The organism is Priestia endophytica, assembly GCF_026790145.1.
In the GTDB taxonomy this organism is placed as follows: Bacteria; Bacillota; Bacilli; order Bacillales; family Bacillaceae_H; genus Bacillus_I; species Bacillus_I endophytica_A.
In genome coordinates this window covers 101,009-114,781 of sequence record NZ_JALAMS010000003.1, presented here as the reverse complement: position 1 = coordinate 114,781, position 13,773 = coordinate 101,009, and the positions used below count along the sequence as shown (strand labels likewise).

Genomic DNA, 13,773 nt, shown 5'->3' with positions numbered 1-13,773 from the left:
AGCTTTTTATAAGCTGCCTTTCCTAATTATTTTACCCAACCAAGCATCATTTCACGAATGAGTTTGCTTGCTGTATTTGCTGTTTGTTCTGAATTATCATAGATTGGAGCAACTTCTACTAGATCTCCTCCAACAACATTGACGTTAGAACGTGCAATTTCATGAATTGAAGCAAGAAGCTCTTTTGAAGTAATCCCGCCTGCGTCAACCGTTCCCGTTCCAGGAGCATGTGCTGGATCTAATACATCAATATCAATCGTCACATAAACAGGACGTCCTACTAGTTTTGGCAAGATTTCTTTTAAAGGCTCTAAAACTTCAAATTTTGAAATATGCATCCCATTGTCTTTAGCCCACTGGAATTCTTCTTTCATACCTGAGCGGATTCCAAATGAATAGACATTTTCAGGTCCAATATGCTCAGCAATTTTACGAATTGGGGTTGAATGTGATAAAGGCTCTCCTTCATATTCAACACGTAAATCCGTATGTGCATCCATATGAATGATTGCAAGATTTGGATATTTCTTTGCCATTGCTTTCATAACAGGCCATGATACAAGATGTTCTCCTCCCATACCAAGTGGGAATTTTTCATCTTTAAGAAGATCATCTACATATTCTTCAATCATATCAATGCTGCGCTGTGCATTTCCGAACGGAAGTGGAATATCTCCTGCATCAAAGTACGCTACATCTTCTAATTCACGATCAAGGTATGGGCTATATTCTTCAAGTCCAATTGAAACTTCACGGATACGTGTTGGACCAAAACGAGAACCTGGGCGGTAGCTTACTGTCCAATCCATTGGCATTCCGTAAAGAACAACTTTACTTTCTTCATAACTTTTATGACTTCCGATAAACACATTACCAGAATAGGCTTCATCAAAACGCATTATACTGACTCCCTTCAAACAATAGGAAGCCATGAGAGTCCCCATGGCTTTTTCTTATTTTAGTAGATCTGCTACGAATTTAGGTAGAGCGAACGCTGCTTTATGCAGTTCCTTTGTGTAATATTTCGTTTCAATTTCATGGAAGCGTTCTTCACTCACTTCTAAAGGATCGTACTTTTTAGAACCAAGTGTGAATGTCCAAAGACCGCTTGGATATGTTGGAATGTTAGCTGTATAAAGACGCGTGATTGGGAAAATTTCCGCTACGTCACGTTGCGCATTTGCAATAAGGTCTGCTTTAAACCAAGGGTTGTCTGTTTGGGCAACAAAGATACCATCTTCTTTTAGCGCTTTATAAATCCCCGCATAGAAACCTTTCGTAAATAAGTTTACAGCAGGACCAACTGGCTCTGTTGAATCAACCATAATAACGTCATATGCATTTTCACTTTTCGCGATGTGCATGAAGCCGTCACCAACTTGAACATCTACACGTGGGTCTTCTAATTGACCTGCGATTGTTGGTAAATATTTTTTAGAGTACTCGATTACTTTTCCATCAATATCAACAAGTGTTGCTTTTTTCACGCTTGGATGTTTTAAAATTTCGCGGATAACGCCACCGTCTCCTCCACCAACAACAAGTACATGCTCTGGATTTGGGTGTGTGAAAAGTGGTACATGTGCGACCATTTCATGATATACAAACTCATCTTTCTCTGTTGTCATAACCATATCATCAAGAAGAAGCATGTTACCAAACTCTTCCGTTTCTACCATGTCTAACTTTTGAAATTCTGTTTGTTCTGTGTGAAGCGTTTTATTAATTTTTGCTGTAATACCAAAATTCTCTGTTTGTTTCTCTGTAAACCAAAGACTCATTATACTTCATCCCTTCTATATCAAATATCCTCTTGTCCACATTAACATTTAGTAGTGTATTCGCAAAATCGAAAAGTACACGTAAAATATGTACGAATTGTTCTTCAGATAAGGAGCTTGTTAACCTTATGTTAAGGCATACTCGCAAGTTTCCCACCTTAGTATAGATTAATCTCGTAAAAAAGCAAGCGTTTTTTGCATGATCTTATTCTATGAAAATTCTTCTAAAATTCAAGGCTATTTTGATGTTTAAAACTCCGCTTTTTTTTCAATACTGTTTTATGTATGAAGAAAACGGAGGTGAATACTTTGGAGCTAAATGCAAGCAAGTATCAGCAGAAGCTCAAGAAAATGGGGCGTCGAGCTATTGCCTTAAGCATTATCCTATTAATCTTATTTTGTATCTCTCTCGGCGTCATGTGGATGATAGCAAAAATTCAAGGAGCTCCTCCTCTATCTGTACCTCAAACGACTATTCTTTATAATGCTGATAAATCTCTATTAGAAGAAATGCATCATGGCCAAAAAAGATATTGGGTTCCAATTGAAAACATTTCTCCTCATGTCATTCAAGCAACTATATCTGTTGAAGATCAGAATTTTTATAATCATCATGGATTTGATCCCAAACGGATTGCAGGGGCTGCTGTTGCCGACTTAAAAGCAATGGCAAAAGTTCAGGGAGCGAGTACTATTACACAGCAATATGCGCGTAACTTGTTTCTTGAACATGATAAAACATGGATTCGGAAATTGCGGGAAGCATGGTATACAGTCCGGTTAGAAACGAACTATGACAAAGACCGTATTTTAGAAGGATATTTAAACACAATCTACTACGGCCATGGGGTATATGGTATAGAAGCAGCTTCTCGGTACTATTTTAATAAGAATGCTTCAAAACTCACGCGTAGTGAAGCTTCTATTCTTGCAGGAATCCCAAAGGGACCAAGCTACTACTCGCCTTTCAATAACCTAGAGAATGCCAAAGAAAGACAGAAAATCATCTTAGCCGCTATGCAAAAAGAAGGTTTCATTACACAAGAAGAAGAGAAGAAGGCTTTTGCTACTAAGCTTTCCTTTCATGAAATAAAAGAGGAAGAAAAGCAAGATATTGCTCCTTATTTTGTTGATGAAGTAAAAAAACAAGTAAAGGAAAAGCTTCATTTAACAAATGAACGTGAACTTCATGGGCTTCGAATTTATACTACTTTAAATCCAAAGCTTCAAAAGCTAGCTGAAAAGAAAGTGGAAAAAACAATTGACCCTGACTCTTCCATTCAAACAGGATTTATTGCTATGGATCCTAAAACAGGTGCTGTAAAAGCATTAATTGGTGGAAAAGATTACGAAGAAAGCCCTTTTAACCGTGCAACTCAAGCAGTGAGACAGCCTGGCTCAACAATGAAAGTACCGCTCTATTACGCAGCTATTGAACATGGACTCACTCCTTCTACATTATTTAAAAGTGAGCCAACCGTTTTTACATTTGGAAAAGGAACAAAAGAAACGAAATACAAACCAAGCAATTACCATGATTACTATGCAAATGATAATATTACACTTTCACAAGCCATCGCTCTTTCCGATAACATTTATGCGGTAAAAACAATGCAGTATATCGGAGCGGATCAGCTTGTTCAAACTTCAAAAGAAATGGGCATTAAAAGCAACATTAAACCTGTTCCTTCCCTCGCCCTCGGCACCTCTCCTGTTCGTCTAAGTGAGATGGTTAATGCATATGGAATGATTGAGAATGGAGGACGAGAAATTGAACCGACCTTTGTAACTAAAGTGGAATCTTATGATGGAAAAGTACTTTATGAAGCACCAAAAGAGCACAAACAAGTACTTGATGAAGATGCTGCATATGTGACCACACATCTCATGACAGGTATGTTTGATGAACGTTTAAATGATTATACAACTGTGACAGGGAATTCCATTAACGAAAAAACAACGCATATCTATGGCGGGAAATCCGGAACAACACAAACAGATAGCTGGATGATTGGATTTTCTCCAAGCCTTGTAGCAGGTGTATGGACTGGCTATGACAAAGACCAAACAATGGACAAAGTGACAGAAAGAAGCTATGCCAAAAACATTTGGGTTTCGTTTATGGAAGAAGCTCATAAAGGAAAAACAGTTCAAGCCTTCTCACCATCTAAAGGGGTTGTAGGCGTTCTGGTGAATCCAGACAACGGAAAGCTTGCTACTAAAGACTGTCCAAATACGAGGCTTACTTATTATGTTAAGGGCACAGAGCCAACGGAGTACTGTGATGAACATATGGAACATACCGAAGAGGAGAAGCAAGAAAAAAAAGAAAAGAAAGAGGAAGATGGATTTTGGAAGAAAGTCCTTCCTTGGGCATAAAAAAGACGTGGAGCTTAAGCTCCACGTCTTTTTTATGCTTCTAGTAGCGCTTTTTTCAGTTCTGGTTCTGAAGCATTCCAAAGTGCTTCATTATGCCCTTTTAAAAATTCACGCAGTAAGTGTTTTGATTTTTCGTCCATATGATCGACAATAATATGGTGTTTCATTGATTTATCCATACGATTTACATGTTCTGGAAGAGACTTATATCCACGGCGTGCTTCACGGTTAACCGTCATCTCACAAGCTGTTACTCCTGCATAATAAGGAGACTCTGGTTTTCTTCCAATCGTTACCCAAACAAGCCAATAAAACTTATCTCCTGCTGGCACTTCTTCACGGTTTGGTAAAAACTTAATTCCTTTTTCAACGACACTACGAGCATGCATTGCACCGATGTCTACAAAAACCTCTTCATCTTCAAGATCAATGAAAACAGGTGAAACATTATCTAAACTAAGAGCTCCAACACCAAATCCTCCATGACCATCTGTTGGGTCACTTTTAATGATATTAAATGCTGCTTTTTTCTTTTTCGGTTGTTGATCCATTTTAAAACTTCCTCCTATCTTGTATACGGTTGTTTTTAAAAAAAGAACGGACTTAATATACGTGTAAATGTGTGCATTACGCTTGGAATCCCTTGATTGTAAATCGGTGTAATCACGTATTGATCAAGAGGTGTAATCACAATAATTAAAAATAGCAAAATTCCATATGATTCATACTGTTTCATCTTGATTCGAATATTTGTTGGGGCTAAATCCTCTAATATTCTATATCCATCAAGAGGAGGAAAAGGCAACAAATTAAAAATGAAAAGAAGAATATTCAGCATGATAAATAAGTTAAGAAATTCATACAAATACTGATTGTTTGATGCTACTTGCGCATTAACCAGAGCATAATAACAAATTGTCCCAATAAAAGCCAAAACAAGGTTGCTTAATGGACCTGCAATGGATACAAGAACACCCGCAAGTCTTGGACGCTTAAAGTTCCGTGGATTAACAGGAACAGGCCTCGCCCATCCAAACCCTGCAATAATAAGCAGAAGTGTTCCGAATGGATCTAGATGGGAAATGGGTGATAGCGTTAACCTTCCTTCATTCTTCGCTGTTGGATCACCAAATAGATTGGCTACAAAGGCATGCGAGAATTCATGAATTGTAAAAGCTATAATAAGAGTGATTACAACAAAAGGCATTTGTTGTAATGGAAATGCTAAAAACTGTTCCACATCATTTCTCCTCTACACCATATTTAAAATTTCAACTTCTTGCCCTTAGTATACTATATTAGAGTCTCCTCTTCATGCAAATGGAAAGGTATGATTTTTCTTTCTAATTAGGAAAGAAAGAGCTACACTAAAGAATGATATCTATTTTAAGGAGGAACTAATATGCCATATGTAACAGTAAAAATGTTAGAAGGTCGCACAGATGAGCAAAAACGTGCTCTTGTTGAGAAAGTAACGGAGGCTGTTGTAGAAACAACAGGTGCTTCTAAAGAGAAAGTAGCCGTTATTATTGAAGAAATGAGTAAAAACAACTATGGTGTTGCAGGAAAGCGTATGAGTGATCAATAAAAAAAGAGGCTCTATTTAGGAGCCTCTTTTATAGTGGAGAATGAATCGTCTCACGAAGAGACGAGATATAGCTATATGCATCATTAACCTCTTCTTGTGTATAACGCTGTTTGCTTTTTAATGTGAATACTTTTTCCGCTACTTCTTCAGGTGGTAACGTTTCAAAGTAAAGAACGGTTGAAACAAGTTCAAGAAATCTTGAGCTTTGTTCATTCATGCTTTTCACACAATCATTTAAGAAAGGAAAATCTAAATCCTGGTGATGCTCTAGAAATATTTCCCCCTCTTGAGTTAGCTCATAGCGGTACTGCATATAACCGCCTTTGTTTTCTTTTACTTCTGTCAAAAATCCTAAATTACAAAGCTCTTCAACTCGAAGCGTCAATTCTTCTGAATATGGTCCAAAAAAATGAAAGTTGTATTTCTCATAAAACGGATAGTCTAGCTTCTTTGCAATAAAAATCATTTTCTGCAGCTTTTTTCGCCCAATAATTTCCCCTGCAGATAAAAACACTTTAATAATTTTTGCATGATCCTTCAACAAGGCCCCTTCAACTCCTATACTTCAAAAAATTTCACTGGAAGCTTGTCTCTCGTAGCTTTAACGCTCTCTATTTTTAGTCTATTTAATAGAGTATCACGTTCATTTTTGCTCGTCACCCTAGCAAAATCTTAGAAATGTAACGTAAAACTTAAGATTATGCCCTTTTATCTCATTTCTTCAAACAAGAGCTTACGAATTTGCTCCTTGACTTTTCGTTTTGAGGATAGTTGGTCAATTGCATCCTGAGGGAAATAGAGCTTATGATCTGTTCTCTTCTTCCCTGAAATAGCTTCAACAATTTCAGACTGACGAGAAAGCTCACGTAATTCCCCACTCGGCATTAATAAATGGATTGGTAGACGCTCTTCTTCTTCACCAGGACGGTAAAAATCATATGGAAGATCACTGGATGAATCAATTACTAAATAATAATCTGGATCTATCCCTGCTTTTTTGAAAAGCTGTGTCAGTTCCATCCACATCTTCATTTTCACCTGTGAATTTGGATTGAATTCAATGTACTTGAATAAGTTGCGGTTAAGAAAACGACGGCAAAGATCTGACAAAATAGCATCTTCTTCTTCTTGCCATGTTTGAAAATAAAACATAATAATGGATTCATCTAACTTTACATAATCCTCAACAGTGACTTTTCCTTCAAAAATAGAATAAAAGTGACGCGGAGGTTGCTTGAATTCATAGTTCTTTTCATATAAATGTTTAGCTCGGTGGAGAATTTTCGTTAAAATTACTTCAGCACTTCTTGTTACAGGGTGGAAATAGATTTGCCAATACATTTGATAACGGCTCATAATATAGTCCTCAACGGCATGCATTCCACTATGTTTAATCACAACCTGATCTTCCCTTGGACGCATAACACGAAGGATTCGTTCCATGTCAAAGTGACCATAACTAACTCCTGTAAAATAGGCATCACGCTGCAAATAATCCATCCGGTCCGCATCAATTTGGCTTGAAATTAAACTAACAACAAGTTTATTTCGATATGTCTTAGCAATTACTTCCGCTACATCTTTTGGGAATCTATTTCCCATTCGGCGTAGAACTGCGTTAACTTCTGTATCTCCTAGAATAATTGCTTGGGTAAAATCCTCATGATCGAGATGAAAAACTTTTTCAAAAGAGTGCGAGAAAGGACCATGACCTAAATCGTGCAAAAGAGCAGCACAAAGACTTACTAGGCGTTCATTATTATCCCACTCTTCCCTATCTTGAAAAACATCATCTACAATTCGGCGAATAATTTCATATACTCCTAGAGAGTGATTAAAACGGCTATGCTCGGCTCCATGAAACGTCATATAAGTAGTTCCAAGCTGGCGAATCCGCCGAAGTCGCTGAAACTCTGCCGTACCAATTAAATCCCAGATCAGTTTATCTCGAACATGAACATAACGATGAACTGGATCTTTAAATACTTTTTCTTCACTTAGTTTTCCACTTGGATATGTCGTCATCTAGTTACCTCTCTATTTTTAAGCTTCTGTTATGTTAATCCCATTCGACAAAAGGTTGTTAATTCCTATATTGACTCTAAAACTTTCAATTTTAAGATGAGAGAGGAAAAAGAATGAACCTAAACGTGAAAAATCACCCTTGTGAAACAAACAAAGGCGATTTTTATTTCTTCATCTTCTTTTCAACTTTATGAATCAGCTCATCTTCACTCAAAGCTGCAACAGGACGATTATTTACAAATGCAAAAGATTTCTTTCGACCTGGGCCACAGTAGGACTGGCACCCTATTTTAATCTCTGCATTAGGATCTACTTTTTTAAGCTTTGGTACTAACGTTTTTATATCTGTTGCTTGGCAATCATCACAAATGCGAAATTCATTTGCCATTGTTATACCTTCCCTTCTTCACCATACCATTAAACCTAAAGGGTATTTTACCGCTAAATATAGCCCATTGCAAGTCCTACTTGTGCTTAACAAGTGTCGGTAAAATTCCCTCTCTACTCCTATAAAAATCCTATTATCTTTCTGCAAGTTTGGTATAAAGTACATTCTTTCTGTCAAACATATAACTAACAACATAATTCTTACAGCAAATAAAAGAAAGAAACTAAGGGAGTTGGTTTTACAATGAAAGAGCGTCAAGATGCATGGACAGAAGAAAATGATTTATTGCTAGCAGAAACAGTGCTTCGTCATGTTCGCGAAGGAAGTACACAGTTGAATGCTTTTGAAGAAGTAGGAGATGAATTAAACCGTACATCAGCAGCGTGTGGTTTCCGCTGGAATGCCGTTGTACGTCATCGCTATGAGAAAGCTCTATCACTAGCTAAAAAGCAGCGCAAACAGCGCCAGCGTGTTCTTGGTCAAGAACAGGGTAAAAAGAGATTACTTTATAACCCGCCTGTACCAACGTTAGAAGATATTAGTGAAACAGTATCTACTGATACTTACCAAGAATACGAGTTAATGCCATATGAACAAGAAGATAATCAGCATGAAGTGGAAAGAGAAATGGAAACTAAAAGTATTCAGCAACCTATCAGTTCTCCTCGTGAAGAAGGTAGCGAGATTCATGAAGTTATCCAATTTTTGAGAAACCTAGAAGGTCGCCAAAGCAACTCACAAGCTTACCGAGCAGAAAATGAGCGCTTAAAACGTGAAAACGAGAAGCTTACACAAGAAAATCTTATGCTAAAATCAAAAGTTGCGAAGCTTGAACAAGATACAACTACTATTCAAGAAGACTACGAAACATTAATGAAAATTATGAACCGTGCTCGCCAGTTTGTTCTTTTTGAAGATGATGATCGTCAAGCTACAAAATTTAAAATGGATCGCAATGGTAATCTTGAGAAAATGGCTGAATAATGAATCCCTTTATCACATTCCCAAGGAGAGTGAACGCATCTTATTTCAAAGACGTTCATTCTCTTTTTGGTTTAAGCAAGAAGCGAATAAAACTGTGCTATAATAACGATGTTAAAGCTAGTTAAAGGAGCACATATTATGAATCAAGCCGTAGAGTTATTATCACAGCCAACATGGCGTATTATTGATCAAACAAGTTTAGGTCCTGCTTTTGATGCTCGCCAATCGTTTGCCATGGACGACATGCTTTGCACAGTTGTTGGTTCATTCTCATCCCCACCTACAATGAGATCATGGGTTCATCATCAAACAATCGTTCTTGGTATTCAAGATACACGCCTGCCATATTTGAAAGATGGGCTTTCTTATCTCCATGACCAAGGGTTCAAAACCATTGTCCGTAATTCTGGTGGCCTTGCGGTCGTGTTAGATGAAGAAGTACTAAACATCTCTCTCCTTTTCCCAGAAGCAAAAATTGATATTGATCGTGGATATGATGCAATGTGGGAACTTATTAAATATATTTTTAAAGATTATAACGTTGAGATTGAAGCAAAAGAAATTGTTGGCTCATACTGTCCTGGCAGCTATGATCTAAGCATTAACGGAAAAAAGTTTGCAGGAATTTCACAGCGTCGGATTCGAAAAGGAATTGCTGTGCAAATCTATCTTTGCGTTGATGGAAGTGGTTCAGAGCGCGCCAAACTTATTCAGCAGTTTTATGACAGAGCCCTTAAAAAAGAAGAAACTAAATTTACGTATCCAACGATTAAACCAGAAACAATGGCTTCTCTTACAGAACTATTAGGAGAAAGAATGACAGTGAACGATGTAATGTATAAAGTTCTAAGTACGTTGAAATCTCTCGGTAGCAAACTAATAACAAGGGAACTTTCTGAAGAAGAACAGGCTCTGTTCCAACAAAATCTACAGCGTATTTATGATCGAAACGAAAAAGCATTTCGATAAAAAAGAAGCTCCTTTATGAAAAGGAGCTTCTTTGCTTCTATTACAGTGCTTGAGCTGAAGTAATAATAGCTAATTTGTACACATCTTCCTCACTGCATCCGCGTGAAAGATCGTTTACTGGTTTATTTAACCCTTGAAGAATTGGTCCAACTGCTTCAAAGTTACCTAAACGTTGAGCAATTTTGTATCCAATGTTTCCTGCTTCAAGACTTGGGAATACAAATACGTTTGCATCACCTTTTAAAACAGAATCTGGAGCTTTCTTTGCCGCTACTTCTGGAACGAAAGCAGCATCAAATTGGAATTCTCCATCTAACACAAGTGTTGGGTTTTTCTCTTTCGCAATTGTCACAGCATCTGCTACTTTCTCTGTTTCAGGAGATTTTGCTGATCCTTTCGTTGAGAAGCTTAACATTGCTACTTGTGGTGTAATACCAAACATGTCTGCAGTGTTTGCACTTTCAATTGCAATCTCAGCTAAATCTTGGCTGTCTGGAGCAATGTTGATCGCGCAGTCAGCAAATACGTAGCGCTCTTCACCACGAACCATGATAAATACGCCAGATGTCTTTTTCACACCTTGTTTTGTTTTGATGATTTGAAGCGCTGGACGAACTGTATCTGCTGTTGAGTGCGCAGCACCACTTACAAGACCATCTGCTTTGTCCATATGAACAAGCATTGTCCCAAAGTAGTTTTCATCTAGAAGAATTTTACGTGCATCCTCTTCTGTTGCTTTTCCATTACGGCGCTCTACGAATGAAGCAACCATTTCTTCAAACCCTTCGTAGTTTTGAGGATCATAGACTGTTACTCCTTCTAAAGATGCGTTGATCTCGCCTGCTTTCTTTGCAACCTCTTCTTGGCTTCCAATCACAATTGGAGTTACAAGACCATCTGCAGCAAGACGGCTTACCGCTCCTAGTACACGCTCATCTAGTCCTTCTGGAAATACGATACGAATATTTTGACCTTTTACTTTGTCTTTTAATGATGAGAATAAATCACTCACACTAAAATCCTCCTTTAATAGAAATCATTTTTATTTATGTAACATTCCCTCTTTTACTAGGATAGCTCTTTTAAAGTTAAATGCAAAGGAATCTGGCAAAACAATGTCGAATTAGTAAAGTTGTTTTAATTTCGAATATTCAAAATTAATGTTTCTCTTTACTATCATAGACCAATCTGAATGCTTGTATGTTTCCCCCTGTTTCTTTTTTTAACCCTTATTTCACAAAATATTCACCGAATTTATAGGTGTTCAATTCAGAAATATCGGTTAGACTGTGCTATAGTTGGGATAGATGCTAAAAACCCATATATAGGAGTGAAAACATTATGGTAGAACCAGCTCAAACACTAGATGGTTGGTATAGTCTTCATGACTTACGCGCAATGGACTGGGCAGCTTGGAAGATGCTAACGAGCGATGAACGTCAAGCAGCTCTTCATGAATTTCAGGGGCTCATGGAAAAATGGAACAACGTACAAAAAGCAGAGCAAGGAAGCCACGTTGTATACAAAGTAATCGGGCAAAAAGCAGACATTATGTTTATGTTCCTGCGCCCTACAATGGCTGAACTAAATGATATTGAAACAGAGTTTAATAAAACGAAATTAGCTGAGTTTCTAATTCCAACATATTCGTACGTTTCAGTTGTTGAACTTGGCTCATATATGGCTAAAGAAGGAGAAGATCCTTATGAGAACCCACATATTCGTTCTCGTCTATATCCTATCCTTCCTCAAACAGATTATATTTGCTTCTATCCAATGGACAAGCGCCGTCAAGGTGATGACAACTGGTATCGTCTTGAAATGGACGAGCGTAGCAAATTAATGTATAGCCACGGTATGATTGGCCGTCAATATGCTGGAAAAGTAAAACAGATTATCACAGGTTCTGTTGGATTTGATGATTACGAGTGGGGAGTTACTCTATTCGCCGATGATGTTTTGCAATTTAAAAAGTTAATTTACGAAATGCGTTTTGATGAAGTAAGTTCTCGTTACGGAGAGTTTGGTAGCTTCTTTGTTGGGCATCGTCTAACAGAAGAAGGAGTTTCTCCATTTTTCTACGTATAAAATATATGCATAAAAAGCTGAAGAAGGGGCCTTCCTTTCTTCAGCTTTTTCTCGTTGCCATTCTTCAAAAGTCATCATATCCCCCCGCTCGCCTACATAATAATGAAATAGCGGCTAAAGAGAATGATATTTAGCTCTGTAAAACCAGCATATATTCGGGCTTATAAGCCTTCTGAAAGGCTTGAAACCTAAAAGCTTATACATTTTCTTTAAGGAGGAATTGGATAATGGCTAAATCAAAATCGTCGAATCAACCTGAGCAAGGAGGGCAAGGATATGGTGCATATCCACCATACTATGCTCCTTACTATGGATTTCCCTATGACCAGTATGGGTTTGCTCCACCTTCTATAAGGCAGGCATCTGGGCAAATGTCTAGCAATGGAGGGCAAAGTCAACAAGGACAACAAGGGCAACAAGGGCAAATGGGGCAAGGGCAAATGGGGCAAGGCATGGGGATACCGATGATGCCACAAGGACAAATGGGGCAAGACATGCAAGGTGCACCAGGTCAAAATGTTCCAGGTATGCTACCTCTTCAAGAATCTTATATTGAAAATATATTACGCCTTAACAGAGGAAAAGTAGCTACTGTTTATATGACTTTCGAAAATAATAGAGATAAAACATTTAAAGGTGTAGTTGAAGCTGCAGGGCGTGACCACATTATTCTAAGCGATCCTCGTACAGGGATGCGCTATATCCTTCTTATGGTTTATCTTGATTACATTACATTTGATGAAGAAATTGAATACCAATATCCATATTTAAATTCCACTTCACTTAGCACTTATTCTTCACGCTAAAAAAAACCCTGCTTCTTAAGCAGGGTTCTTTTTATAAAAGTTTAGCAGCTGCAATTACGATTAGAAGCCACGCAACAATGAACGCCACTCCTCCAATTGGTGTAATGGCTCCAAGGATACCGATACCGCTTAATGTTAAGATATATAAGCTTCCTGAGAAGAAAATAATCCCAACTAACATTACCCAACCTGAGGAAGAAATTAGGCTAGACTGTGGAAATAAGTTGGCTAGAAAAGCTACAACGAAAAGACCAAAAGCATGGAACATATGGTACTGTACCCCTGTTTTCCACACTTCTAGATATTTTTCTGAAACGCGGCCTTCTAACCCATGTGCTCCAAACGCACCTAATCCAACAGCAAGCATTGCATTAATAGCTCCCAATATTAAAAATATCTTCATTTTTCTCGCCCCTATGTAGTAAAAAGTATTTGATTTCTACAGTTCTTAAAAGTCAAAAAGACTGTCTCCATTAGATCCATCATTCTCTTCCACTTTGTTTGGTGGATTTGTTGGAGAACCTTGTTGGTAATTAGAAAATGTTTGGATACTTGAAACAGGAGAAGTCTCTGCTTTCTTAGAGATAGACGGAGAAGAAGACTGTTCACCAATAGCAAGTTCACAAAGCGTTTTTATCGCAATTAAATGATCTCGAACTTTGCCACTCTCTCCTGCCGAGTTTTTCTCTTTGGCTTCCGTTACTTCTGTCTGTAATTTATTTAACACATGCTGTATGGAAATATCGGCCATTGTTACACCTCATT

Annotated in this window: 16 protein-coding genes; 6 read left to right on the top strand and 10 right to left on the bottom strand. The window is 37.8% G+C overall.

Annotated features, from left to right (window positions below; translation table 11 throughout):
• Positions 1–26: 26 nt before the first annotated feature.
• Both speB and speE read right to left on the bottom strand, forming a co-directional pair.
• The gene (speB, locus tag MOC86_RS04790; RefSeq protein WP_268583030.1) at positions 27–899 is read right to left on the bottom strand and encodes an agmatinase; all 873 of its coding nucleotides are present in this window, start codon (positions 897–899) and stop codon (positions 27–29) included.
• Positions 900–953: 54 nt separating this feature from the next.
• Positions 954–1,781 carry a spermidine synthase gene (gene speE, locus MOC86_RS04785; RefSeq protein ID WP_019394756.1) on the bottom strand — a complete coding sequence of 276 codons (828 nt, stop codon included), beginning with the start codon at positions 1,779–1,781 and terminating at the stop codon, positions 954–956.
• A gap of 351 nt (positions 1,782–2,132) precedes the next feature.
• Here speE and mtgA point away from each other — a divergent pair, with 351 nt between their 5' ends.
• Positions 2,133–4,160 (top strand): monofunctional biosynthetic peptidoglycan transglycosylase, encoded by a 2,028-nt coding sequence (gene mtgA, locus MOC86_RS04780; RefSeq protein WP_268583332.1) that lies wholly within the window; start codon positions 2,133–2,135, stop codon positions 4,158–4,160.
• A gap of 32 nt (positions 4,161–4,192) precedes the next feature.
• On the opposite strand, the gene MOC86_RS04775 is transcribed toward mtgA, so the two are convergent.
• Positions 4,193–4,711: a YwhD family protein gene (locus tag MOC86_RS04775; RefSeq protein WP_040060371.1), complete on the bottom strand. Its 519-nt coding sequence runs from the start codon at positions 4,709–4,711 to the stop codon at positions 4,193–4,195.
• 35 nt (positions 4,712–4,746) lie between these two features.
• On the bottom strand, positions 4,747–5,400 hold the full coding sequence (locus MOC86_RS04770) for a site-2 protease family protein (RefSeq protein ID WP_268583029.1): 654 nt from the start codon (positions 5,398–5,400) through the stop codon (positions 4,747–4,749).
• A gap of 162 nt (positions 5,401–5,562) precedes the next feature.
• Here MOC86_RS04770 and MOC86_RS04765 point away from each other — a divergent pair, with 162 nt between their 5' ends.
• Positions 5,563–5,748, top strand: coding sequence for a 2-hydroxymuconate tautomerase (locus MOC86_RS04765; protein WP_268583028.1), 186 nt, complete (start codon positions 5,563–5,565; stop codon positions 5,746–5,748).
• 28 nt (positions 5,749–5,776) lie between these two features.
• Here the strand turns inward: MOC86_RS04765 and MOC86_RS04760 are convergent, their stop codons facing one another.
• From MOC86_RS04760 to MOC86_RS04750, 3 genes are all read right to left on the bottom strand, one after another.
• Positions 5,777–6,292: a YwgA family protein gene (locus MOC86_RS04760; protein ID WP_061804837.1), complete on the bottom strand. Its 516-nt coding sequence runs from the start codon at positions 6,290–6,292 to the stop codon at positions 5,777–5,779.
• Between the two features lie 164 nt (positions 6,293–6,456).
• Positions 6,457–7,773 carry an HD domain-containing protein gene (locus MOC86_RS04755; RefSeq protein WP_243516246.1) on the bottom strand — a complete coding sequence of 439 codons (1,317 nt, stop codon included), beginning with the start codon at positions 7,771–7,773 and terminating at the stop codon, positions 6,457–6,459.
• Between the two features lie 163 nt (positions 7,774–7,936).
• Complete coding sequence (locus tag MOC86_RS04750) at positions 7,937–8,161, bottom strand: DUF1450 domain-containing protein (protein ID WP_019394749.1); 225 nt, start codon at positions 8,159–8,161, stop codon at positions 7,937–7,939.
• 243 nt (positions 8,162–8,404) lie between these two features.
• Here MOC86_RS04750 and MOC86_RS04745 point away from each other — a divergent pair, with 243 nt between their 5' ends.
• Both MOC86_RS04745 and MOC86_RS04740 read left to right on the top strand, forming a co-directional pair.
• Positions 8,405–9,145: an RsfA family transcriptional regulator gene (locus MOC86_RS04745; RefSeq protein WP_268583025.1), complete on the top strand. Its 741-nt coding sequence runs from the start codon at positions 8,405–8,407 to the stop codon at positions 9,143–9,145.
• A 138-nt stretch (positions 9,146–9,283) separates the two neighbouring features.
• On the top strand, positions 9,284–10,114 hold the full coding sequence (locus MOC86_RS04740; RefSeq protein WP_268583024.1) for a lipoate--protein ligase family protein: 831 nt from the start codon (positions 9,284–9,286) through the stop codon (positions 10,112–10,114).
• A gap of 40 nt (positions 10,115–10,154) precedes the next feature.
• On the opposite strand, the gene pta is transcribed toward MOC86_RS04740, so the two are convergent.
• The gene (gene pta, locus MOC86_RS04735; RefSeq protein WP_019394746.1) at positions 10,155–11,126 is read right to left on the bottom strand and encodes a phosphate acetyltransferase; all 972 of its coding nucleotides are present in this window, start codon (positions 11,124–11,126) and stop codon (positions 10,155–10,157) included.
• Between the two features lie 329 nt (positions 11,127–11,455).
• Here pta and hemQ point away from each other — a divergent pair, with 329 nt between their 5' ends.
• Positions 11,456–12,202, top strand: a complete 747-nt coding sequence (gene hemQ, locus MOC86_RS04730; protein ID WP_268583023.1) for a hydrogen peroxide-dependent heme synthase — start codon at positions 11,456–11,458, stop codon at positions 12,200–12,202.
• 227 nt (positions 12,203–12,429) lie between these two features.
• Positions 12,430–13,008, top strand: a complete 579-nt coding sequence (gene gerQ, locus MOC86_RS04725) for a spore coat protein GerQ (RefSeq protein ID WP_268583022.1) — start codon at positions 12,430–12,432, stop codon at positions 13,006–13,008.
• A 31-nt stretch (positions 13,009–13,039) separates the two neighbouring features.
• Here the strand turns inward: gerQ and MOC86_RS04720 are convergent, their stop codons facing one another.
• Both MOC86_RS04720 and MOC86_RS04715 read right to left on the bottom strand, forming a co-directional pair.
• Entirely contained in the window at positions 13,040–13,411 is a 372-nt protein-coding gene (locus MOC86_RS04720; RefSeq protein WP_019394743.1) for a DUF423 domain-containing protein, read from the bottom strand.
• Positions 13,412–13,456: 45 nt separating this feature from the next.
• The gene (locus MOC86_RS04715; protein ID WP_268583021.1) at positions 13,457–13,759 is read right to left on the bottom strand and encodes a YwdI family protein; all 303 of its coding nucleotides are present in this window, start codon (positions 13,757–13,759) and stop codon (positions 13,457–13,459) included.
• Positions 13,760–13,773 lie beyond the last annotated feature (14 nt).